This window comes from Duganella sp. Root1480D1 (genome assembly GCF_001427305.1).
In the GTDB taxonomy this organism is placed as follows: Bacteria; Pseudomonadota; Gammaproteobacteria; order Burkholderiales; family Burkholderiaceae_D; genus Rugamonas.
Map to the genome: position 1 here is coordinate 1 of NZ_LMFZ01000001.1, position 21,986 is coordinate 21,986.

19 protein-coding genes and 1 pseudogene are annotated in these 21,986 nt (G+C 62.6%); 14 read left to right on the plus strand and 6 right to left on the minus strand.

Translation table 11 applies throughout. The annotated features are described in order from the left end of the window. Positions 1–61 precede the first annotated feature (61 nt). The 5 genes and pseudogenes from ASD58_RS30290 (at position 62) to ASD58_RS00025 (ending at position 5,241) form a co-directional block, all read left to right on the plus strand. Positions 62–1,226: pseudogene (locus ASD58_RS30290) on the plus strand (IS3 family transposase). Positions 1,227–1,708: 482 nt separating this feature from the next. Beyond that, the gene (locus tag ASD58_RS30975; protein WP_156401079.1) at positions 1,709–2,158 is read left to right on the plus strand and encodes a hypothetical protein; all 450 of its coding nucleotides are present in this window, start codon (positions 1,709–1,711) and stop codon (positions 2,156–2,158) included. A 417-nt stretch (positions 2,159–2,575) separates the two neighbouring features. Further along, positions 2,576–3,085 carry a GNAT family N-acetyltransferase gene (locus tag ASD58_RS30300; RefSeq protein ID WP_082565184.1) on the plus strand — a complete coding sequence of 170 codons (510 nt, stop codon included), beginning with the start codon at positions 2,576–2,578 and terminating at the stop codon, positions 3,083–3,085. Between the two features lie 99 nt (positions 3,086–3,184). Continuing rightward, entirely contained in the window at positions 3,185–4,114 is a 930-nt protein-coding gene (locus tag ASD58_RS00020; protein ID WP_057258810.1) for a hypothetical protein, read from the plus strand. 317 nt (positions 4,115–4,431) lie between these two features. Beyond that, a complete protein-coding gene (locus ASD58_RS00025) occupies positions 4,432–5,241 on the plus strand; it encodes a pre-peptidase C-terminal domain-containing protein (protein ID WP_057258813.1) in 810 nt (269 codons plus the stop codon). A gap of 8 nt (positions 5,242–5,249) precedes the next feature. Here the strand turns inward: ASD58_RS00025 and ASD58_RS00030 are convergent, their stop codons facing one another. Together ASD58_RS00030 and ASD58_RS00035 are read right to left on the minus strand one after the other, a co-directional pair. After that, positions 5,250–6,785 (minus strand): response regulator, encoded by a 1,536-nt coding sequence (locus ASD58_RS00030; protein ID WP_057258815.1) that lies wholly within the window; start codon positions 6,783–6,785, stop codon positions 5,250–5,252. After that, the gene (locus ASD58_RS00035; protein ID WP_057259672.1) at positions 6,778–8,271 is read right to left on the minus strand and encodes an ATPase domain-containing protein; all 1,494 of its coding nucleotides are present in this window, start codon (positions 8,269–8,271) and stop codon (positions 6,778–6,780) included. Before ASD58_RS00035 ends, ASD58_RS00030 begins: the two co-directional genes overlap by 8 nt. A gap of 300 nt (positions 8,272–8,571) precedes the next feature. Between ASD58_RS00035 and ASD58_RS00040 the strand changes: the two genes are divergently transcribed. From ASD58_RS00040 to ASD58_RS00050, 3 genes are read left to right on the plus strand one after another with little or no spacing between them, the layout of a single operon-like run. Next, positions 8,572–9,219 (plus strand): cytochrome b/b6 domain-containing protein, encoded by a 648-nt coding sequence (locus ASD58_RS00040; RefSeq protein WP_082565142.1) that lies wholly within the window; start codon positions 8,572–8,574, stop codon positions 9,217–9,219. A 20-nt stretch (positions 9,220–9,239) separates the two neighbouring features. Beyond that, positions 9,240–10,079 carry a universal stress protein gene (locus ASD58_RS00045; protein ID WP_162252974.1) on the plus strand — a complete coding sequence of 280 codons (840 nt, stop codon included), beginning with the start codon at positions 9,240–9,242 and terminating at the stop codon, positions 10,077–10,079. Next, complete coding sequence (locus ASD58_RS00050) at positions 10,076–10,429, plus strand: hypothetical protein (protein WP_057258819.1); 354 nt, start codon at positions 10,076–10,078, stop codon at positions 10,427–10,429. The genes ASD58_RS00045 and ASD58_RS00050 overlap by 4 nt, the downstream gene beginning before the upstream one ends. Before the next feature lies 1 nt (position 10,430). Here the strand turns inward: ASD58_RS00050 and ASD58_RS00055 are convergent, their stop codons facing one another. Continuing rightward, positions 10,431–13,100: a bifunctional acetate--CoA ligase family protein/GNAT family N-acetyltransferase gene (locus ASD58_RS00055; RefSeq protein ID WP_057258821.1), complete on the minus strand. Its 2,670-nt coding sequence runs from the start codon at positions 13,098–13,100 to the stop codon at positions 10,431–10,433. Further along, positions 13,097–15,643, minus strand: coding sequence for a cation-translocating P-type ATPase (locus tag ASD58_RS00060; protein WP_229209852.1), 2,547 nt, complete (start codon positions 15,641–15,643; stop codon positions 13,097–13,099). Before ASD58_RS00060 ends, ASD58_RS00055 begins: the two co-directional genes overlap by 4 nt. Before the next feature lie 157 nt (positions 15,644–15,800). Here ASD58_RS00060 and ASD58_RS00065 point away from each other — a divergent pair, with 157 nt between their 5' ends. From ASD58_RS00065 to ASD58_RS00090, 6 genes are all read left to right on the plus strand, one after another. Next, complete coding sequence (locus ASD58_RS00065) at positions 15,801–16,823, plus strand: efflux RND transporter periplasmic adaptor subunit (protein ID WP_057258822.1); 1,023 nt, start codon at positions 15,801–15,803, stop codon at positions 16,821–16,823. 8 nt (positions 16,824–16,831) lie between these two features. Further along, positions 16,832–18,076 carry an ABC transporter permease gene (locus tag ASD58_RS00070; protein ID WP_057258823.1) on the plus strand — a complete coding sequence of 415 codons (1,245 nt, stop codon included), beginning with the start codon at positions 16,832–16,834 and terminating at the stop codon, positions 18,074–18,076. Further along, positions 18,073–18,771 (plus strand): ABC transporter ATP-binding protein, encoded by a 699-nt coding sequence (locus tag ASD58_RS00075; RefSeq protein WP_057258825.1) that lies wholly within the window; start codon positions 18,073–18,075, stop codon positions 18,769–18,771. The genes ASD58_RS00070 and ASD58_RS00075 overlap by 4 nt, the downstream gene beginning before the upstream one ends. 119 nt (positions 18,772–18,890) lie before the next feature. Continuing rightward, complete coding sequence (locus ASD58_RS00080; RefSeq protein ID WP_057258827.1) at positions 18,891–19,724, plus strand: universal stress protein; 834 nt, start codon at positions 18,891–18,893, stop codon at positions 19,722–19,724. Between the two features lie 14 nt (positions 19,725–19,738). Then, positions 19,739–20,116, plus strand: a complete 378-nt coding sequence (locus tag ASD58_RS00085; protein WP_057258829.1) for a bacteriohemerythrin — start codon at positions 19,739–19,741, stop codon at positions 20,114–20,116. Between the two features lie 16 nt (positions 20,117–20,132). Continuing rightward, on the plus strand, positions 20,133–20,972 hold the full coding sequence (locus ASD58_RS00090) for a universal stress protein (protein WP_057258831.1): 840 nt from the start codon (positions 20,133–20,135) through the stop codon (positions 20,970–20,972). Positions 20,973–21,022: 50 nt separating this feature from the next. Here the strand turns inward: ASD58_RS00090 and ASD58_RS00095 are convergent, their stop codons facing one another. Both ASD58_RS00095 and ASD58_RS00100 read right to left on the minus strand, forming a co-directional pair. Beyond that, a complete protein-coding gene (locus ASD58_RS00095; protein ID WP_057258833.1) occupies positions 21,023–21,445 on the minus strand; it encodes a carboxypeptidase-like regulatory domain-containing protein in 423 nt (140 codons plus the stop codon). Between the two features lie 54 nt (positions 21,446–21,499). Next, on the minus strand, positions 21,500–21,946 hold the full coding sequence (locus tag ASD58_RS00100; protein ID WP_057258835.1) for an Hsp20/alpha crystallin family protein: 447 nt from the start codon (positions 21,944–21,946) through the stop codon (positions 21,500–21,502). Positions 21,947–21,986: the final 40 nt, after the last annotated feature.

Below are 21,986 nucleotides of genomic sequence, written 5' to 3' on the forward strand. Positions count from 1 at the left end.
TGAGGTAACCTGACTTTTTCGGACACTTCCATTTGATAAACTTGTCAAAGGGAGTGAAAACATGAGATCAACAACATACACGCCGGAGTTCCGGGCCGAGGCGGTAAAACTGGTGCTGGCGCAAGGGCTGACGTTGGAAGAAGCCGCGCAACGTATCGCGATTCCGAAAGGGACGCTGGCGAACTGGGTGAGCGCGGCAAAACGCCGTAACGACCCGGCTGCGCCACCTGGTAGCCGAAGCATCGCAGAGCTTGAGGCCGAGGTTGCGAAGCTGCGCAAAGAACTGGCTACCGAACGGATGGAAAAGGAAGTGCTAAAAAAGGCCACCGCGTACTTCGCGAGGGAGTCGCTGCCCGGTACGCGTTCATGAAATCGGTGCGACTCGATTATCCTCTTGGCTTGTTGTGCCGCGTCTTTGAAGTTTCGCGCAGCGGTTTCTACGCAGCGTTGGAGCGCAAGCCGTCGCAACGCGCCCAGGATGATGAACGATTGAAGGTTGCGATCAAGGCCACTCACGTGCAGACGCGAGAGACATACGGCCTTTGCGCCTGCAACCGGAGTTGGTCTCGCAGGGTTTCAATGCTGGCCGTGACAGGATCGTGCGGCTGCGGCGAGAGCTTGGCCTGCGGTGCAGGCAGAAGCGGAAGTTCAAGGCTACGACGAACTCGAATCATGCGTTCCCGGTGGCGCCGAACTTGCTGGAGCAACGGTTTGCACCGACGCGGCCCAACGAAGCCTGGGTCAGCGACATCACCTATGTCCCGACCGACGAAGGATGGCTTTACCTGGCTGGCATCAAGGACGTCTTTACGTGCGAAATGGTGGGCTACGCCTTGGGTGCGCGGATGACGCAAGAGTTGACGGCGCAGGCGCTGTGGCGGGCGGTACGCAGCAAAAGGCCAGCGCCCGGCCTGATCCTGCATTCCGATCGCGGCAGCCAATATTGCGCCGACGACTACCGCAAGCTGGTCGCGCAGTTCGGCATGCGGGCATCCATGTCGCGCAAGGGGAACTGCTATGACAACGCCCCCATGGAGAGCTTTTGGGGCAGCTTGAAGAACGAGATGATTCATCATCAGAGATACGCTACAAGGGCTAACGCAGAATCAGCGATCAAGGAGTACATCGAGATCTTCTACAACCGCCAGCGGCGTCATTCGCGCCTTGGCTATGTATCGCCGGCATTGTTTGCAGATAATTTCAACAAACAGGCGCTGGCTGCTTGAAACGGACGTGTCCATTATTGACAGTACACCTCANGACACCGAGATACCGTTACCGTAACTCATGGCATTCGCGCCTTGGCTATGTATCGCCGGCATTGTTTGCAGATAATTTCAACAAACAGGCGCTGGCTGCTTGAAACGGACGTGTCCATTATTGACAGTACACCTCAGCGGTGACGCTTCGCGCTTCGACGAACTTTGGGACCGGATTCCCAACCTTTCTGACGTTCTTCGCAGCTTTAATTCAGACTCCAATTGGTTGCATTGGAGCAGAAAGACTTATGATGGATGGTACTGCGTAGCGAGCCCTGATTCTGGCTTTGATGTCTACTATCAGGAACGAGGACATCGCGCGCAAGCCACTCACTCATTTCGATGAGGAGCGCGCTGCAATTCGATTTGCAATAAACGCCTCGGTATTCAATATCAGATGACCTTCATCGGCCAGCAGCGGACCTGTCAATTACAAAAGCCACAAATTAATGAGACCAGAATTCAATACGCACAGTGATTTATGGGTTGATGACGGGTCGCTGCGAGACGTGTACGTTCAAAATATGCAGCTTCAGAGCTGGGACCGCTTCGATTCGATGCTCCACCATCATGAGCTGGCATATAGCTTCGATGGAACGCCTGCTTGCTTCCCAGGCAGCCGCGCGATTTTCAGCAATCGCGAAGGAAGTCATCTTCTGTCGGTGATGCTTGGGCAAGTAAGTGTTAATTGCCATTTCTTCGACGAGTCGCAATTGGAGCTAGATATTTCACCCAGAGAGATTCTCGGGAACGCTGAGCATGATGCGGTATTGGACTTCATCGAGCAGCTGGCACTTGGATTAGAACTACCTGCCGATGTAACCCCTGAAAATGCGGAGGCTCGGCCAATGCTAAGTTATTCGCCCACAGCACGATGCTGGACGGTACACTCACACTGATCACCGCCGTTTTCGGCCAGGAGCGGCCGCTTTTAAAAATCATCTGTTAACCTTGTAATGAACGACATTCTCGCTGCACATAAACATAGCTCGCGGCATCGCGCTGAAATAGTGGGAAGTAGCCGATGCGGGTGCTTCCATTGCCTCGCTAACTTTAGTCCGAGCGAAATTCGAGACTGGGTTGATTGGCTGGAAGGCACACCGCCTGAGCTGGAGCTTGATACCGGGACGACAGCATTGTGCCCAAACTGCGGGATCGACTCGGTGATTGGGTCCAGTTCTGGATTTCCTGTGACGACCGAGTTTCTTAGTCAAATGCGAAAACATTGGTTTGAAGTTTGATCAGGCTCTGGTCAAATTCGGCCAAAGGCGGACCTTAAGAACTAGTCGGAGTTACCGGGAATGCTCCTAACAAAGATGGTATCCAGACCAATTCACCTAGAGCTATTCTGCCCCGATGAGGCGGACGTCGTGCTTATTGCGGAAATCGATGAGCGCAATTATGAAGTGATTCGTGCACCACGACATCGCCCGCAAGATGATATTGACGGTCAAATGTTGGATTTTGTTGAAGGCAGGCTAAATGGCGATCAGCTTCACTGGGTCATTAGGGACTCTTTGAGTCAAGCTTGCCTTGGAAGTCTTCAAGCAACGTTAGCTTCGGGTGGTGTTGTGTCGGTTGGCTATAGAGTCATCTCGGAACATTGGGGAAATGGCATAGCTACTGAAGCTTTACGTTTGCTGCTTGGTCAACTTGCGTCAGCTTTGCCGCAAAGAAAAATTATCGCAAATATTGCGTCGACAAACGTTGCGTCACGTCGCGTCCTCGAAAAATGTGGATTTACTCCGGTCGTTGCGCTGACCGGCGCCTCCTCCGTTGACAACATGCGCGGCGAGACGTTTGTTTGGAGCTCAGGTACTGCATAATCTATGTTGATGCGCACTATCGGCCAGTAGCGGACGGATTCCTTGCCATGCAAAATTTAAAATAATAATAATAAAATTTCTACTAAAGGATTACATCAGATGGATAATAAGCCACTTGAGCAGCTGGCAGAAAATTATATAAAGGTAGAGCTCGGCAAGGCGAATTTCAAATACGCAAAACCGGACTATGATTTAGACGGAACCGACCTCATTGTTCTTCAACCAATTTCGAAACATTACGTCCGACAAGTAATAGTTCAGTCAAAGGGTAGAAGCGTAGGCTCTCAGCAGACCAATGTTCGAATTAATAAATCCTACGTAAATTCAAATTTCATTTGTTTTCTTTATTTACAATTAGACAATGATCCGGTTCATTATTTTTATATATTTTTCTGCGATGATATAAAAAAATGGGATGCATACGATAAATATTTTCAGCTTCTGATTCCAAAAGATTTTAAGAAGAACACTGCGCTCATTGCTGCAAAATTCAACCCAAAGACACACATAAAAAAAATTGCTGACCTGCTTGACAACGGTCCAATCGTAAGACCGTACTATGTCGAATTTGAGAAAATGGGACTTGTAAGTATCCTAATGGAGCTTTGGCGTAAATACAATTCCCTCCCAGATCTAAATCTAGCAATAGAACTATATAATCAAAAATTAGGGTACGCTGAAAGCTTTATACAAGAAATATTTTTATCTTACAATTACATAAAGAATAATGAAAATATCGGATCAATCGATTATTTTCTTCAAATTATTCTTGAAATGAGAAACGTTGGGAAACCTATATTTGAATTATGTACTATAGAGGATATGAGTGACATTCAGGCAGTTAATTCTTCTAATGCAATAGTCTATAGGGATCTGCGAATCGGACAAGTGCGAGTTTTATACGATGGAGATTCATATAAAGGATTGTATATCTATATTGGCGATAGGGAGGATCATGCCGAAGTTTTGCTGCTGGATAATGACCACTACTTCGCCTATGGAGTCAGAAAGGTGTTTACTGAAGATTGAAATTTATCACCTCCGAACAAAAATTTATTAACTCGAATGCCAACCTCACTGCTTTCGGAAGTTGAGTACATGGTGGCGCTAGAGTAAATAAACTGAAATCATGTTCGTAATGCGCGTAAACCATGACCGGCGGGTTCGGGGCGAAAGCCGCCGTCCAACTAACAAACGGTGTCATATCAAGTCTGAGCTAGTACAGCTAAACCATGGCCTGGATCAGGCTCAATAAAAACGCACCTTTCTTCCGAATTGTCGTATGCTCGCCGTCGCATTATTGCTTTTAATGCAACATTTGGAAACTATTCATTTCGGGAGACTACATGAAAAAGATATTGGGCAGCCTTGCCCTGGCGCTTTGCGCCGCACAGCTTCCAGCCAGCGCCAACACCATCTACCTGACACGCCACGCCGAGAAATCGGCCACCGGCACCGATCCAGTACTGACTGCGGAAGGACAGGTACGCGCCACCAACATTGCCGCGACCCTGAAAGACGCCCAGGTCAGGCATATCTATTCGACTGCCTACCAGCGCACGCAGCAGACTGCGCAGCCCCTGGCCAGCTACCTGAACCTGCCGGTCACCAGCTACGACGGCAGCCAGCTTGCCGCGTTCGCGCAGCAACTGCGCGCCCTGCCCGACAATGCCCTGGTGGTTGGTCACTCCGACACCACGCCCGACCTGATCCGCCAACTGGGCGGCGATCCCGGCAGCGCCATCGCGGAGACGGAATTCGACCGCCTGTACCAGCTGACGTTTGCCGCCGACGGCACTGTCACCACCAACCTGCTGCACTCGCTCCCCAGCAGCTTGAACCTGCCATGCGCCAGCGTGACGCTGAACCAGTCCAGCCTGACCGCCACCGCGGGCAATTGGCTGTACTTCAGCATCAATGTACCGGAATGTGCGAACACCCTGAATGTGAACATGAGCGGCGGCAGCGGCGACGGCGACCTGTACGTCCGCTTTGGCGCGCAGCCGACTGCCAACGATTACGCCTGCCGTCCCTACAAGACCGGCAACGCGGAATCCTGCGCGCTGAGCAACCCGCAAGCAGGGACCTGGTATATCGGCATCCGTTCCTACTCGACCTTCAGTGGCGTCTCGCTGAACGCCACCGCGGCCCAGTAAGCACGCAGTCAGGCGCGCTGCAAGGCCTGTCCGCGCACTCCGGACAGGTATTTGCGCAGCACATTCAAGTCCACCGGCTTGACCAGGTAATGCTGCATGCCGGCCTCGGCCGCCTGGCGGCGCGCCTCATCGTGTCCCCAGCCCGTCATGGCGATGAAAAGAATGTCTTCGCTGCCTTCCAGTTCACCGATGCGGCGCGCCGCTTCATGGCCCTGCATATCGGGCAGGCCGATATCCATCAGGATGACATGCGGATGGAAGCGCTGAACCAGCGCGATTGCGCCCTGCCCGTCATGGGCCTTGGCCACTTCGTACCCGTCCATTTCCAGCATCACCTGCAGCATGTCCGCGCCGTCTTCATTGTCGTCCACCACAAGCACGCGCAGCATTTCGTCGGCATGGGGCCTGGAGGCGCCTGCCGACAGGCGCACCTTGCTGCGCCGTTCCGCCACCACGATAGGCATGCGCAGCATAAATTCACATCCCTTGCCGCTGCCCTCGCTGGTCACCGAGACATTCCCGCCATGCATGCGCGTAAATCGCTGGGCCAGGCTAAGCCCGATCCCCAGGCCGCCCAGGGTATTGGCGCGTCCTGCCTGGCCTTGCACGAACAAGTCAAAGATGCGCAAGCACGACTCCGGCTCCAGCCCGGCGCCATGGTCACGCACGGTAAACACAATGTCTTCGCCATCGGCTTCCGCATGCAGGTGAATGGTCGAACCTGGCGGTGAAAACTTCACTGCGTTGCTCAGCACATTGGCCAGGCTCTGGACCAGGCGCGCCCGGTCGCCAAGCAGCAGCACGCTGCCGGCAGGCTGGCGCAAGTCCAGCATATGCCCGCCCGCATCGATCTGCTGGCGGCAGATTTCCACCGCATGCTGCAGCACGGTCGCAACGCTGACCCTCTCGCATTTGAGCGCGACCTTGTCGTTGGTGATACGCGCCACGTCCAGCAGGTCGTCCACCAGCCGGGTCAGGTGCCGGACCTGCCGTTCAACCACCTGGCTGATGCTGTGCACTTTGGGATCAGCGTTGGGAATCGTGTTCAGCACGTCCATCGCCGTGCGGATCGGCGCCAGCGGGTTGCGCAACTCATGGCCCAGGATCGCCAGGAATTCATCCTTGCGGCGGTCGACCTCGCGCATTTCATATTGGCGCCGGCGGGCACGTCCTGCCGACAACGCTGCACTCACCAAGGTCGCCCTGCGCACCGGGCGCTCAAGCAGCGTAACATTGCCGACCTGTTCAAAAATCCTCTGGATGCCGGGCGAATCCAGCCCTTCCTTGCTGAGAACCAGCACCGGCAAATCCGACCACGCGGGCTGGGCGGCAAGGAAGCTGGTAAGTTCGCGCAGGAAATCGTCGTTGAAGGCTTCTTCGATCACGAACAGCGCAGCGGCGCCTCGTTGCAGGTCCTGCACTACTTCGCCCAGTTCGGGACAGATGTGGCAAGCCACGCGTGCCTGCCCCAGCACCTGCTCGATCAGGCGTGCATCCTTGCCGACAGGGGCGAAGATGACAATGCGCTGTTCCAGCTCACTCATGCTCGACTTGTTCCTCGTCTCGCGACACTTTGACCGGCACCCCTGTCAGGATGCCGCGGAAGTCCTTCAGCACCGCTCCCACTTCAATGCCTTTATTGGTAATAGCAAAGGCGCGCAGGGTGGTTTCGTGCTGGCTGCCGCGCTTTTTAAATACCGACAAGGCCTTGTGCACCGCACCGCCAGCCTCGTAATAGCGCAGCATCAGCACGTTGTCGGCCAGGTAGCTGACGTCCAAATTGCTGCCCAATGGCCCGATCACGCCCTGCTGTACCCCGACCAGCAAGGTCACCACGCCGCGCTGTCCCAGGTAAGTCAGCACCTCACGCAGGTGGATGGTGAGGAAGCGTGATTCCGGCATCGCATTCATATAGCCGTTCAGGCTGTCGATCACGATCACCTTTGCGCCTTCGTCGGCGGCCTTGCACACCGCGTGCGAGAACTGGCCGGGCGAAAGTTCGGCAGGATCGATCTCGTTTACTTCCAGCAGGCCCGACTCCAGCGGCGCGCGCAAATCCATGCCGATGCCATCGGCCCGGTTAAGCAAGGTATTGAACGATTCCTCGAACACGAACATGGCAGCCTTCTGCCGGCGATCCGTCACGGCTTTCACGAACTGGGCTGCGAGGCTGGATTTGCCGGTTCCTGGCGGTCCCGAGATCAACGTGCTGGAACCCTCCTCGATCCCGCCCCCCAGCAAGGCATCCAGTGCCGCCAATCCGCTTGCCACCTGCTGCCGCCGTACCAGTTCGCGCGATTCGGACGCCACGATGCGCGGATAGGCCATCACGCCGCCCGGGACAATCACATAGTCGTGCGGCCCGCGCCGGTAATCGATGCCGCGATATTTCAATACGCGCAAGACGCGGCGTTCGGCGCCATACCCCGATTCAATCTGCTGCAGCGAGATCACGCCGTGCGCAATGCTGCGCACCTGCTGGTCGCCGCCCACGGCCGTTTTATCGTCCAGGAACAGCGCTGTGCAGGCGCGCTTGGCGAAGTACTGCTTCAGCGCCAGCACATGGCGCCGGTAGCGCAAGGGACTGGCGGCCAGGAGCTGCAGCTCCGACAGCGAATCCAACACCACGCGGGAGGGATTGAGCCGGTCGATCTGCGTCAGGATCGCCCTGTTGGTTTCGCCCAGTTCGACCTCGGAGGGATGAAACACCGTATACTGCTCATCCGGGTCGAGCACCCCTTCGGCCGGGATGATCTCGTGCACGGTAATGCCTTCCAACGAAAAGCCATGCGATTGCGCCACCGCACGCAGTTCCACTTCGTTTTCCGCCAGGGTGATATAGAGCACCTTTTCGCCGTGCCTGGCCCCTTCCATCAGGAACTGCAGCGCCATGGTGGTCTTGCCCGTTCCCGGATCGCCTTCCAGCAGATACAGCCGGTCCTTGGTCAGGCCGCCGGCCAGGATCGAGTCCAGGCCGGCAATGCCGGTCGAAATGAAAGCGTCTGTCTGCTTGTTCTGCGGCTGGAGCATGGCGACCCGCACGAAGATTGTCGATAAGACACTTTATCACTTGTTGCCAAAGGGCTTGTTTCGATTGCCCAGTATTTGCGCAGTGGAATTTTTCCCAATTGGATCAAATGCTTAGCCAAGCGCCCCGGGCCTTGTTAACAGGGTTTTCCACAGAAACCGTTAACAACTTCCAGTCGCCTGGCAGCCATGGCACGACCGAGACCGAAAGGCCGAACAGAACCCCTGGCAATTGATCTGGATCATTGAAGCAGCGCTTGCCGGGCAATAGCATGGCCTCATACCCTGCCGGCTGGAGGCCATATGTTGGAGAGCAAACAAAACAAGCAAGCTTCAACTGGCGCATCCATCCTGGTGTGGGATGTACCGGTGCGCGTCTTCCATTGGCTGATGGCGCTTTGCTTCGCCGGTGCCTACCTGACGGCGGAGAGCGAGCAATGGCGCCTGGTGCATGTCACGCTTGGCTACACCATGGCAGGCCTGATCGCATTTCGGCTGGTGTGGGGCCTTATCGGCTCGCGCTACGCGCGCTTCGGCCAATTCGTGCGCGGACCTGCAGCAGTAGCCGGCTACCTGCGCTCACTCCTGCACGGCAAGCCGCAGCACTTCCTCGGCCATAACCCGGCGGGCGCCCTCGCCATCCTCGGCTTGCTCGCCCTGGGTGCAGCCACCACCGCTACTGGCTGGGCGGCATTCCAGGAATCCAGCGCGGAGCTTTGGGAAGAAGTCCACGAAACCTTTGCCAACCTGATGCTGGCACTGGTGCTGCTCCACATTGCAGCAGTTATTGCCAGCAGCCGGCTGCATCACGAAAACCTGGTTGCATCGATGTTCAATGGCGAAAAGGCGGGCCAGCCGGATCAAGGCATCCGGCGCGGCTGGCACAGTATCGGCCTGCTGGTGTTGCTGGGCGTGGCCGCCTTCTGGTGGCTGCAATGGAAAATGTCATAAACCCCGACTTGGAGCAGATCATGTACAAGACAATTGTTGTCCACGTTAGCCCTGTCTCCGGCATGCCGGCCACGTTTGCCGTTGCTGCGGGCCTGGCCCGGGCACACGCTGCCCACCTGGTCGGCACCGCCGTCAGCGGCTGGCTGGAACTGAACACCCTGATGGCAACGGGCGCCCCGATGGCGGTCATGCCCACGCCCGATCCGGAATCGTTGCGCCAGGAAGCCCGCCAGCGGCTGGAAGCGTTCGAGCGCCAATGCTTTGAAGCGGAAGTGGATTCCTTCGAATCGCGACTGCTCGATACATCGGCGGTCGAAGCCCTGGTGCTGGAGTCGCGCTACTGCGACCTGCTGGTAGCCGGCACCCAGGACGTGGCCGACTACGGCGTCCTGGCGCCATCGCGCCTGCCGGGCCGCCTGGTCACCCAAAGCGTGCGCCCGGTGCTGCTGGTACCGCCCAGCCTGTCCCAACCGGCCGCAAAGCTGGACAAGATCATGATCGCCTGGAATGGCAGTGCCGGCGCCAGCCGCGCGCTGGCCTTCGCGCTACCCCTTCTGCAACATGCCTCGCAAGTATTGGTCGCCGTCGTCAACCCGGAGTCGGAACGCATCGACATGGGCGCCGAACCTGGCGCCGACCTGGCCACCTACCTGGCCCGCCACCATCGCAACGTGCGCGTCGTGGGCCTCGATACCGTTACGGAAACCGGCGGCGCCCTGTGCGAGCTGGCGCGCCAGAACCGTGTCGACCTGCTGGTGGCCGGAGCCTATGGCCATAGCCGCATGCACGACTGGGTCCTGGGCAGCACCACGGCCAGCCTGGTCGAACAGAGCCCCGTGCCGCTGCTGATGACGCAATGAAGGATGCCGGCCATGGCAGCTTGCTGCTGCTCTCCAACGAAATCCAGCTCCTGCTGTCGGAGGAGCGCACGGCGCTGTCCCTGCTGCGCACCGGCATCGCCGTGTTCGCGCTGCCCTTGTCGGTACTGGGCCTGCTGATTGCCACCTCCGGCAGCTACCGCTTCCATGAAGTGGTGCTGCTGCTATGGCCTTTGCTGGTGTTGAGCGCGGTGCTGGTCCTGCTTGGCAGCTACCTGGCCATCAAGGGCTTGCTTGAGGTGCATCGCTGCGACCGGCGCGTGCGCGAGCTGAAGGCGCGCAACCAGCAGGCAGCGCGCCTGCTGGATGGCGACGCCGCCCTGCCTCGCTAGTTCAAGCTCCTCCGATTGGCCCGCTCAGTACCAGGCGCATGCCGATGGCGCCTTCCGCGGCAGCCGGCGCCACCGTGAAGCCCAGGTGGTGCGCCAGCTGCAGCATGCGCAGGTTTTCCGGCAAGGCTTCCCCCACCAGTTCCTGCGTGCCGCGCGCGCGGCAATAGCGCAGCATTTTCTCCATCAGGAGTGCCCCCAGGCCGCGCCCTTTCAGGTCGGAGCGCACCACTACGGCGAATTCCGCGCTGATGTTGTCCGGGTCTGCCACCGCCCGCGCCACGCCCAGCGTTTCCGGCCCGTTGGCGCCCATGCGGGTGGCGATGAAGGCCATTTCGCGGTCATAGTCGATCTGGGTCCAGCGCGCCAGCTGCGCCGGCGGCAGCGACTGCATCTGCGCGAACATGCGGAAGCGCACGTCTTCCGGCGTCAGGGCGGCAAAGAAGGTACTGTGCTGCGGCGCGTCTTCAGGGCGGATCGGGCGCAGCAACAGCGCACTCCCGTCCCAGGTCACGCTTTCTTCCAGCTCCGCCGGGTAGGGCCGGATGGCAAAGCGCGCCGGCCCGATTTGCGCAGCCGGCGCCACCCGCATGCGCGCATCGAGCGCCAGCACGCCGTGTTCATCCGCCAGCAAGGGGTTGATGTCCAGTTCCTGCACCTCGGGCAAGTCGGCCAGCAGGGTGGCAATGCGCACCAGCACCGTGGACAGCGCCTCCATGTCGGCCGCCGGGCGGCCGCGGTAGCCCGCCAGCAGGCGCGCCACGCGGGTGCGCCCGACCAGGTCGCGTGCCAGTACCTGGTTCAGCGGCGGCAGCGCCAACGCACGGTCGCCGATGGTTTCCACCGCGATGCCGCCCTGGCCGAACAGGATCACGGGGCCGAATACCGGATCGCAGCTAGCGCCCACGATCAGTTCATGCGCACCAGGCCGGCGCGCCATGGCCTGCACTGTGAAGCCGCGCAGGTGCGCCTTCGGATGCAGCGCGTGCAGGCGGTCGCGCATTGCCAGTGCCGCAGCGCGCACCGCTTCCGGCGTTTCCAGGTCCAGTTCAACGCCGCCTACTTCCGTCTTGTGGGTGATATCCGGCGACAGGATTTTCAGCGCTACCGGATAGCCGATGCGCCCAGCCAGCAGCACCGCCGCTTCCACCCGGTCGGCAATCGCCGTTTCCACCACCGGTATGCCGTAACAGGCCAGCACCTCCTTGGCTTCCGGCTCGCTCAGCATGGGGCGGCTCGATTGCAGCGCATGGGCGATCACTTGCCGCGCGCGGACCTGGTCCGGACAGAAGTCGCCGGCAGCGGCGGCCGGCACCTCCATCAGCAATTGCTGCGCGCGGCGGTAATTCACCATCTGCATGAAGCCGCCCACCGCATCCTCCGGCGTGTCATAGCCGGCCACGCCGGCTTCGCCCAGTACCCGCCGTGCCGGCGCCATGCCCTCGCCGCCCAGCCAGCAGGACAGCACATTGCGGCTGGCATCGCGCGCCGTCGCCGCCACTGCCTGGGCCACTTCCATCGACGGCACGATGGCGGTTGGTGCGTGCATCACCAGCACTGCATCAACGCCCTCGTCCTGCAACAGCGCCTGCAAGGCTTCGCTGTAGCGCCGGCCCGGCGCATCGCCGATGATGTCGACCGGATTGGCATGCGACCAGGTGGCAGGCAGCACTTCATCCAGCCGGCGCAAGGTGGCCGGCGCCAGCTCCGCCAGCGTGCCCCCGGCTCCTACCAGCGCATCGGTGGCCAGCACGCCGGGGCCGCCGCCGTTGGTCAGGATCGCCAGCCGCTCGCCCGCCAGGGGACGGCCGGTCGCCAGCGTTTCCACCGCATCGAACAGGTCCTCCGTGCTCAGCACGCGCAGCATGCCGGCGCGCCGGATGGCGGCGTCGTACACGGCATCGGAACCGGCCAGCGCCCCGGTATGCGAATTGGCAGCCCGCGCGCCTTCGGCAAAGCGACCCGACTTCACCACCAGCACCGGCTTGCTGCGCGCCGCTGCGCGGGCCGCCGACATGAACTTGCGCGCCGCCCGCACGTCTTCCATGTACAACAGGATGGCCTCGGTCTCGCGGTCGGTGGCCAGGTAATCCAGCACGTCGCCAAAATCCACGTCGCTGCTGTCGCCCAGCGAAATGAAGCGCGAGAAGCCGATATTGCGGGTACGTGCCCAATCGAGGATGCCGGTCACCATGGCGCCCGACTGCGATACGAAGGCCAGCTTGCCGGGCAGCGCCGGCAGGTGGGCAAAGCTGCCATTCAGGCCGATGCCGGGGGCCAGCAGGCCGACGCAATTGGGGCCGAGGATGCGCAGCAGGTGCGGCCGGGCCGCCGCCAGCATGGCCGCCTTTTGCGCCGCATCCAAGCCGGCCGTGATCACCACCGCCGCCTTGCAACCCATCTGCCCCAGCTCCCCGACCAGCCCCGGCACCGTGGCTGGCGGGGTGCAGATCAGCGCCAGGCCAGGCGCCTGCGGCAGGTCGCGCACGCGGTGGTAGGCAGTACGGCCGCCCAGCGCGGAGTACTTGGGATTGACCGGCCACACCGGGCCGCGGAAGCCGCCCTGCAGCACGTTGGCCAGCACCGTGGCGCCCACGCTGTGCGGCCGCTCGGAGGCGCCGATTACGGCCACCGACGATGGTTGGAACAGGAATTCCAGGTTGCGAATGCTCATGCTTTCCTCTCAATTGGGCGCTGCCAGCGCACGGCGGCACGCATGGCCGCCTGGTTGACCACAAAACAAGCCAGGCCCACCGCCAGGGCCAGCCCCAGCTCCAGCGCGCCCAGCACGCCGAACTGGAATGCCTGTCCCAGCGGCGGTACATACAGCACCAGCAGCAGCATGGTGCAGGTCACGGCCGCCACCAGGTGCGACACGCGGTTGCCGGCCGCCTGGCGCAGCAGCGCGCTGCGGGCGGCGGACAGGTTCGAGAATATCAGCGACAGGTTGACCAGCACCAGGGCCGCGAAGCCTGCAGCACGTGCCGCGGGCGCCGGCAACTGCCCAAGCGCCAGGGCATAGGCCAGCGCGGTGGCCAGCAGGCCAACCACGCCCTGCACCAGGGCGCCGGCCAGGGTGGCGCGCTCCAGCAGGGGCGCATCGGCCCGGCGCGGCGGCCTTGCCATGGCGCCGGCATCGGACGCTTCGTATTCAAAGGCCAGCGAACATGCCGGCCCGATCACCAGTTCGAGAAAGGCTATATGCATCGGATACAACAGCATCGGCCAACCCATCACTGCGGGCAGTAAGGCCATGCCGGCAATCGGCACATGGATCGCAAACACATACGAGAAGGCGCTGCGCATATTGGCGAAGATGCGGCGGCCCAGGCGGATGCCGCGCACGATGGAGGCGAAATTATCGTCCAGCAGCACCAGCGCCGCCGCCTCGCGTGCCACGTCGGTGCCGCGCTGGCCCATGGCAATGCCGACGTGGGCCGCTTTCAGGGCCGGGGCATCGTTCACGCCATCGCCGGTCATGGCCACTACTTCGCCGTTGGCTTTCAGCGCTTCGACGATGCGCAGCTTCTGCATGGGGCTGATGCGCGCGCACACCGTAACGGCGGCAAGGCGCGCGCGCAACGCCGCATCGTCCAGCCGTTCCAGCTCCTCGCCCGTCAGCACGGCCCCGCCAGCCAGGCCGGCGCGCTGCGCAATGCTGCTGGCCGTAACCGGGTAGTCGCCGGTGATCATGATGACGCGGATGCCGGCGGCGTGGCATTGGCCGACCGCATCCGGCACTTCGGCACGCAAGGGGTCGGCCAGGCCCATCAGGCCGAGGAAACTGTAGCGGAAACCGTCCTGTCCCGCCGGCAGCAGGGACAGCGCATGCTGCGCGCGCGCCACCCCGAGCACGCGCAAGCCTTGTGCCGCCATGCGGTCGGCCGCCGCGCGCATGGCCGTCATCTGCGTTGCGTCCAGCCGGCACAGCGCGCCGATCGCCTCCGGCGCGCCCTTGGCCGCCACGGTCGCCAGGTCGGCCTCGCCCTCGTCCCACACCTGGGTCATGGCACGCAGGCCGGCCGACAGCGGATATTCGCGCAGCAGCCCATCCTGGCGCGGGCTGCCGGCCAGGGCGTGGAAGGCCTGCTCCATCGGATCGCTGGCGCGCGGCTTGCTGGCCAGCGCGGCAAAGCGCACCAGGTCATCGAAAGCGGCAGGCAGCACGTCCTGGGCGGAAAACGGCAGTTGCAGCAATTCGCCCTCGGCATACAACTGTTCGACGCCCATGCGGTTCTGCGTCAGGGTGCCGGTCTTGTCGGTGCACAGCACCGTAATCGAGCCCAGTGCCTCGATCGACGGCAGGCGCCGCGTCAATACCTGCACGCGCGCCATGCGCCAGGCACCAATCGCCAGGAACACCGTCATGATCACCGGGAATTCAGCCGGCAACAGCGACATCGTCAATGCAATGCCGGCCAGGATGGCTGCCAGCCAGTCCCCGCCCTGCAAGCCATACAGCAGGACCGCCAGCAAGCTCACTGCCACGCCCGCCACTGCCATCAGCCGCGTCATGCGGCTTGCATCGCGCTGCATCGGCGACGGCTCGCTGCCCACCGCCTGCAGGCTGCGCCCGATCTTGCCCAACTCGGTGCGCGGCCCGGTGGCGCTGACGCGCGCCAGCCCTTCGCCCTGCAGCACCAGCGATCCAGACCACACGAAAGGCATCTCGTCGCCGCCCGGAGTGGCCGGCGGCAGCGGGCCGCCGGCGGCGCTCTTGGCGACTGCCTGCGATTCGCCGGTCAGCAGCGATTCGTCGACGCGCAAGCCGCTGGCCTGCAGCAGGACGGCATCGGCCGCTACCCGGTCGCCTTCGGCCAGCAACAGCAAGTCGCCCTCCACCACTTCGCTGCCGGCAATGCGCAGCGCGCGGCCATCGCGCAGCACCAGGGCACGCGGCGAACTGAGGTCGCGCAGGGCTTGCAAGGCGCGCTCGGTGCGGCCTTCCTGGAACAGGGCCAGGCCGATGGTCAGGGCGGCCATCACCAGCAGCGCCACGCCCTCATGCCAATCGCCCAACGCAAGGTACAGCACGGACGCCACCAGCAACAGCAGGAACATCGGCTCGCGCACCGTATGCAGCAGCAGGGCCGCCATGCGCTGCTGCGCCTGCGGCAGGCTGTTCGGTCCCTGTGCGGCCAGGCTGCGCCGCGCTTCCTCTTGGGACAAGCCCTGCAATTCCGGCTCCTGCATGCTGGCGCTCCAGGCATTGGTCATTGATCATCGGCCTACCTTAGCGGGCAGGCAGACGCTTGCACATGATCGAAGTCAAGTCCGGCCGGATTTGCCGGACTTACCACAAACATGACCCAGGTCATATACTGTCTTGCAGCCCTCCGCCAGACTGGGCCATCCTGGTTTGCGGAGCTTGCCAATGGCCACTTCCTCTCACGCCGCAAGGCGCTGGCGCTATGGTGCCGCCGCGCTACTGCTGCTGGCAGCAATAGCGGCATTCGCCTGGCGCCGGGCCGGTCCCCTGCCGCTGCACGTCGTCACCCCGCAGCACGGCCAGGCGGTGGACGCCATCTATGCCACCGGCACGGTGGAGCCAACGGTGATGATGCCGCTTGCACCGCGCGTCGGCGGCCGCCTGGCTGCGCGCACGGTGGACGAAGGGGACAAGGTGCGCAAGGGCCAATTGCTGGCGCGGCTGGACGACGCCGACCTAGCCGGCACCGTCGATGAGCAGCAAGCGCGCGTTGCCTACGCCCGCAGCCAGCATGAGCGCACCGCCACGCTCGCCGCACGCGGCTTCGTCACGGCGGGTGAAGCCGACCGCACGCGTGCCGAGCTGGCGGCGGCGGAAGCGGCCTTGCGCCGGGTGCGCGCCCAACGCGACTACATGGCCCTGGTGGCCCCGGCCGACGGCACCATCATCCGCCGCGATGGCGAGGTGGGCCAGTACATCAGCCCCGGCCAGGCGGTATTCGTGCTAGCCTGCTGCGCCCCGCTGCGCGTGACCGCCGAGATCGACGAGGAGGACATCAACCGCGTGCACCGCGGCCAGGCCGTGCTGCTGAAGGCCGACGCCCTGCCTGGCCAGGTGTTCGACGGCACCGTCAGCGAAGTCACGCCCAAGGGCGACCCGGTGGCACGCAGCTACCGCGTGCGCATCGCGCTGGCGGCGCCCGGCGCGCTACAGACTGGCATGACGGTCGACGCCAACCTGGTGGTCGAGCGGCACAACAATGCCTTGCTGCTGCCGGCCAGCGCGGTGCATGACAACAAGGTCTGGCTGGTCGAAGGCCAGCGCCTGCGCCAGCGCAGCGTGGTGACCGGCATCCGCGGCCCGCAGCGCGTCGAAGTGCGGCAAGGCTTGCAAGGCGGCGAACAGGTGGTGGCCCAGTCCGATGCGGCACTCTCCGAAGGCCGCTGGGTGCGGCCGCAGCCACGCTAGGTCCAACCGTGCGCGTCCAGTTCACCATCGCCCTCGCCCACCTGCGCCAGCGGCCGCGTTCGACCCTGGTGTCGCTGCTTGGCATCATGCTGGGCGTGGCGTTCTTCCTCGCGGTGTCGGCCCTGATGCGCGGCTCGGAGCAGGATTTCCTCAAGCGGCTGGTCGACAACAGCCCGCACATTACTGTCATGGACCAATACCGCACGCCCCACGTGCAGCCGGCGGAACTACGCTGGCCCGGCGCCGCGCTGGCCATCAGCAACGTCAAGCCGCAACAGGAAACGCGCGGCATCCGCAATTACCGCAACAAGCTGGAAGCGATCGAAAACCTGCCCGGCGTGCGCGTGGCGCCCTTGCTGCGCGGCTCGGCCGTGCTGACCTTTGCCGGCCAGCAGCAAGGCCTGAGCCTGTCGGGCGTGGTGCCATCGCGCATGAAGGATGTCTCCACCATTGATGAGCAGATGGTGGCGGGCGCTCTCGACGACCTCTCCTCGGCGCCAAACGGCGTGATCATCGGCCAGGGCCTGGCCGACAAATTCCAGCTCGGGCTGGGCAGCACGGTCAATATGCTGACTGCCAGCGGCGGCAGCCGCATCATGAAAGTGGTGGGCATTTTCCGCACCGGCAATGCCGGCTACGATGAAACCGAAGCGTTCACCCTGCTCAAGCGTGCCCAGGTCATCCTGGAACGGCCCAACCGCGTCAACCGCTTCATCATCCAGTTAGCCGACCCGCAAGCGGCGCGCACGGTGGCAGCCGGCATCGAAGCCAGCATCGGCTACAAGGCGGTGTCCTGGATCGAAGCCTCGGAGGATTTGCTGAGCCTGCTTTTGGTGCGCAATATCATCATGTACAGCGTGGTGACGGCAATCCTGGTGGTCGCCTCGTTCGGCATTTACAACACCATTTCCACCATCGTGGTCGACAAGCGGCGCGATATCGCCATCCTGAAGGCAATGGGTTTCCAGGCCGCCGACGTGCGCCGCATCTTCCTCTACCAGGGCATGGTGATCGGCTTGCTGGGCAGCGCCGCCGGCCTGCTGCTGGGCTACGGCATGATGCATGTGCTGGCGCGCGTCGAGCTCAAGCCGCCAGGCGTCAGCGATGTGGTTGCCATGCCGATCTGGTGGGGTGCCGACCAATACCTGCTCGCGGTAGCCTTCGCCATGGCCGCCTGCCTTGGCGCGGCGTATCTGCCGGCTAATAAAGCCGGCAAGCTGCCGCCGGTCATGACCTTGCGCGGGGCGATATGAGTCCGGTCCTGCGCGCCGAACACCTGCTGCGCCGCCTGCCAGGGGAAGCACCGGTCACCCTGGTGGACGATGTTTCGCTGGAGGTTCAGCGCGGCGAGTTCATCTGTATCATGGGCCCATCCGGTTCCGGCAAGTCGTCCCTGCTCTACCTGCTGGGTTTGCTCGACAGTCCGGACAGCGGCAAGCTGTGGCTCGACGGCGAAGACACCAGCGCCTGCGACGACGACCGGCTGGCCGAACTGCGCCTGGCCAAGCTTGGCTTCGTGTTCCAGTTCCACTTCCTGCTGGCTGAATTTACCGTGCTGCAAAATGTGCTGCTGCCGATGCAACGACTCGGCCGCCACGACGATGGCGCCGCGCAAGCACGTGGCCGCGAATTGCTGGAGCAGCTCGGCATTGCCGACCAGGCTGGAAAATACCCATCCCAGTTATCCGGCGGGCAGCGCCAGCGCGCCGCCCTGGCACGCGCCCTGGCCAACGATCCCCTGCTGATCCTGGCCGACGAGCCGACCGGCAACCTCGATTCGGCCGCCACCCTGAATGTGCGCCAGATCCTGCGCAGCCTGGCCGATGCCGGGCAGACCGTAGTGGCCGTCACCCACGATGCGGAGTTCGCCAGCGCCGCCGACCGTGTCATCGGACTGGTCGACGGCCGCATTGCGCCCGGCTGGCGGCCGGCCGCAGCGCAGACTTGATCCAGGTCATGGATCGTGCGCAGCGCCCGGGTGCAGACTAGTTGCATCACCTACGGAGGCCGCCGGGCGCACCACTGCTGTGGCAGGCCGAACAGCGCGTCATATTTCAGGAGAAAACCATGTCCTACCGCACCATCGTGGTCCATGTGGACCGTGCCCCGAATGCCGCCGCCCGCCTCGAGCTGGCCGCCCAATTGGCCACACGGGAAGGCGCACACCTGATCGGTGCCGCCATGACCGGCATGCCGCGTTATATGCTGGCCGGCAGCCCGTATGAAGGCAGCGGCGTGCTGATTGCCGACCACCTGCGCCATGCCAACGAACGCGCCACCGTGGCGCTGGAAAAGTTTGAGGAAATCGCCAGCCGCATCGGCGTGCCGCACGAACAGCGCCGCCACAATGTGGACGAATATGCCGGCCTGTGCCTGCAGGCGCGCTATGCCGACTTGCTGGTGCTGGGCCAGGCCGATCCCGACGACCGCGAGGAAGGCGGGTTGCTGCTGGATTTGCCGGAGCAGGTGCTGCTGCATGGCGGCCGCCCGGTATTGCTGGTGCCGCGCAGCGGCAGCTTTCCGCCGCCGTCACGGCACGCACTGGTGGCCTGGAACGGCAGCGTCGAAGCAGCGCGGGCGGTCAGCGCCGCCCTGCCCCTGCTGCAGCAAGCCGGCCAGGTAACGCTGGCTGTCCTGGGTGCAGGCCAGGGCGACCACGGCGAGGAGCCCGGCGCCGATATCGCGCTCTACCTGGCGCGCCACGACATCAAGGTCAGCGTGCTGGTGCAGCCGCGCCCCGCCGACGCCGGCAAGGCTATCCTGGCGCTGGCCGGCGAACTGGAAGCCGACTTGCTGGTCATGGGCGCCTATGGCCATAGCCGCTGGCGCGAGATGGTGCTGGGCGGCGCCACGCGCAGCATCCTGGCGCAAGCCACCTTGCCGGTACTGCTGATGCATTGATCGGGGAGGAATACATGCAGCCGTTGCCGCCCACCAGCCAGGACCAGCTGGACCAGCTCCACGAGCACCTGTTCGGCATGATCGACGCGCTGCTGGCACAGCCAGCCAGCAGCTTTGGCGCGGCGTATCATCGGCTGGTCGCCGCCATCGAGCAGGATTTTCGCCACGAGGAGCAGTGGATGGACAGTTGTCATTGCGCCGGCGCCCACCAGCACCGCGAACAGCATGCCCGCATGCAAGCCGGCCTGCATCACGCAGCATCGGCACTGGAACAGGGCAATGCCGCACCGGCACGGCAAGCCGCGGCCGCCCTGCGTGAATGGCTGCCGTTCCACATTGCCACCCAGGACCAGCACCTGCTGCTTGCACTGCGACGGGCAGTTGCGTCCTAGATTCAAGGAGGACAACATGTTCAAGACCATTTTGCTTCACGCGGATGCCGCGCGCAGTGCGCCAGCGCGCCTGCGGCTGGCGGCCATGCTGGCGGAACAGCAGCAAGCGCACCTGGTGTGCGCTGCAATGACCGGCATTTCCCGCTTCGCCTACCGCGCTCACGAGGACCAGCCCTATCAAGTGATCCGGCCCGACCTGGCCAAGTTGGCGACAGCCAGCGCCCGCCAGGCGCTGGACAAGCTGGGCCAGCTGGCCGACAGCCTCGGCCTGCAATCCTGCGAGCGGCGCCTGGTCAACGATGACGCCTACGGCGGCTTGCTGCTGCAGTCACGCTATGCCGACCTGGTGGTGCTCAGCCAGGCCGACCGCGACGATCCCGCCACCGGCGGCATGCTGCAGGATTTGCCGGAACAGGTGATCCTGAACTGCAGCCGGCCGGTCCTGGTCGTGCCTTTTGCCGGCGTGTTCGCCACGATCGGCAAGACGGTATTGGTGGCCTGGGATGGCGGCATCCAGGCTACCCGTGCCATCAGCCACGCATTACCCATCCTGTGCGGCGCCGAACGCGTCGTGGTCGGCATGCTCGACCCGGTCAGCGGTGGCGATGAGCATGGAGAGATACCGGGCGCCGACATTGCCACTTACCTGGCGCGGCACGGCATCAAGGTGGAAGTACGCAGCGAGAGCGGCGCCGGCGATGCCGGGGAAGCCTTGCTGGCCATGGCCGACAAGGTAGGTGCCGACCTGCTGGTGATGGGCGCTTACGGCCATCCGCGCTACCGCGAAATCATGTTGGGCGGTGCGACGCGGACGGTATTGGCCAGCGCAACACTGCCGGTGCTGATGTCGCATTGAAACCAGGCCGGGGCGGCATCGCGCCGCCCCGGCCGGCCCTAGCGCGCGCCCTACTCAACCGGCGCCTTCCAGCGGAAATACAATTCGCTGCCGCCTTTTTCGCGCACCTGCGCGGTGCGTGTGAAAACCTCGCCCTGCTTTTCCGCGCTCACCCGGTATTTTCCTGGCGGGACCTTGAAAAATACGAATGGCCCGTCGCTGAGGGTCTCGACCAGAACGTTGCCCTGCTCGTCGCTCAGGACAATCTTCACGTCGGCGAAAAACGCACCGTCCAGCGTGGACAGGGTTAGCCGCAGGTTGTATTCCGGCGCGGCGGCGCGGAATGCATCCGCTTCGTCGCTGCCGATGCCGCCGGTAACATAGCTGACCGGACCCTGCGTATGCGTTGCCGGCATGGGCAGGTCGCCAGCCAGGCAGGCGCCAGCGGCCAGGGCGCAAAGCGCGGCGATGCTCCAGCGCTGCAAGGTATTCATGGAAGTCCTCCCGCAAAGGCCGTAGCCGGCATGCCGCCGGCCGCCCGGCCCGCCTCAGTTGATCGTCACTTGCTTGCTGGACTTGCCTTCCAGCTTGGGCAATACCAGGGACAGGATGCCTTCCGTGTATTTGGCTTCGACTTTGGCCGCATCGATGTCATGCGGCAGCGTGAAGCTGCGGCGCTGCGCTCCGTAATAGCGTTCCGACCGCACGGTCTTGCCGGTCTTGTCGTCCTGTTCGCGCTTCAATTCGGCGCTGATCGAGACCACATTGCCATCCACCTCGACCTGGATGTCTTCTTTCTTGACGCCCGGGATCTCGGCCTTGACGGTATAGGCTTGGTCCGACTCCTCAACATCCATCCTGATGCGCGGCTCGACGGTCAGGTCGCTGAGCGCCGGGCGCAGGTTGAAGTCGCGCAGCCAGTCTTCCATTGCGTGGAATGGTTCAAATCGCGCGATGTCACTGAAGGGGTCGAAACGGGTCAGGTTTTTTGCCATGATAATCCTCGCTTTCTGGTTGGGTTGCAGAGGGCATCGG

Bases quoted from the DNA above. Each gene is read 5' to 3' on its own strand.
- ASD58_RS30975 (WP_156401079.1), top strand. From the start codon at position 1,709: ATGAGACCAGAATTCAATACGCACAGTGATTTATGGGTTGATGACGGG.
- ASD58_RS30300 (WP_082565184.1), top strand. From the start codon at position 2,576: ATGGTATCCAGACCAATTCACCTAGAGCTATTCTGCCCCGATGAGGCG.
- ASD58_RS00020 (WP_057258810.1), top strand. From the start codon at position 3,185: ATGGATAATAAGCCACTTGAGCAGCTGGCAGAAAATTATATAAAGGTA.
- ASD58_RS00025 (WP_057258813.1), top strand. From the start codon at position 4,432: ATGAAAAAGATATTGGGCAGCCTTGCCCTGGCGCTTTGCGCCGCACAG.
- ASD58_RS00030 (WP_057258815.1), bottom strand. From the start codon at position 6,785: ATGAGTGAGCTGGAACAGCGCATTGTCATCTTCGCCCCTGTCGGCAAG.
- ASD58_RS00035 (WP_057259672.1), bottom strand. From the start codon at position 8,271: ATGCTCCAGCCGCAGAACAAGCAGACAGACGCTTTCATTTCGACCGGC.
- ASD58_RS00040 (WP_082565142.1), top strand. From the start codon at position 8,572: ATGTTGGAGAGCAAACAAAACAAGCAAGCTTCAACTGGCGCATCCATC.
- ASD58_RS00045 (WP_162252974.1), top strand. From the start codon at position 9,240: ATGTACAAGACAATTGTTGTCCACGTTAGCCCTGTCTCCGGCATGCCG.
- ASD58_RS00050 (WP_057258819.1), top strand. From the start codon at position 10,076: ATGAAGGATGCCGGCCATGGCAGCTTGCTGCTGCTCTCCAACGAAATC.
- ASD58_RS00055 (WP_057258821.1), bottom strand. From the start codon at position 13,100: ATGAGCATTCGCAACCTGGAATTCCTGTTCCAACCATCGTCGGTGGCC.
- ASD58_RS00060 (WP_229209852.1), bottom strand. From the start codon at position 15,643: ATGACCAATGCCTGGAGCGCCAGCATGCAGGAGCCGGAATTGCAGGGC.
- ASD58_RS00065 (WP_057258822.1), top strand. From the start codon at position 15,801: ATGGCCACTTCCTCTCACGCCGCAAGGCGCTGGCGCTATGGTGCCGCC.
- ASD58_RS00075 (WP_057258825.1), top strand. From the start codon at position 18,073: ATGAGTCCGGTCCTGCGCGCCGAACACCTGCTGCGCCGCCTGCCAGGG.
- ASD58_RS00080 (WP_057258827.1), top strand. From the start codon at position 18,891: ATGTCCTACCGCACCATCGTGGTCCATGTGGACCGTGCCCCGAATGCC.
- ASD58_RS00085 (WP_057258829.1), top strand. From the start codon at position 19,739: ATGCAGCCGTTGCCGCCCACCAGCCAGGACCAGCTGGACCAGCTCCAC.
- ASD58_RS00090 (WP_057258831.1), top strand. From the start codon at position 20,133: ATGTTCAAGACCATTTTGCTTCACGCGGATGCCGCGCGCAGTGCGCCA.
- ASD58_RS00095 (WP_057258833.1), bottom strand. From the start codon at position 21,445: ATGAATACCTTGCAGCGCTGGAGCATCGCCGCGCTTTGCGCCCTGGCC.
- ASD58_RS00100 (WP_057258835.1), bottom strand. From the start codon at position 21,946: ATGGCAAAAAACCTGACCCGTTTCGACCCCTTCAGTGACATCGCGCGA.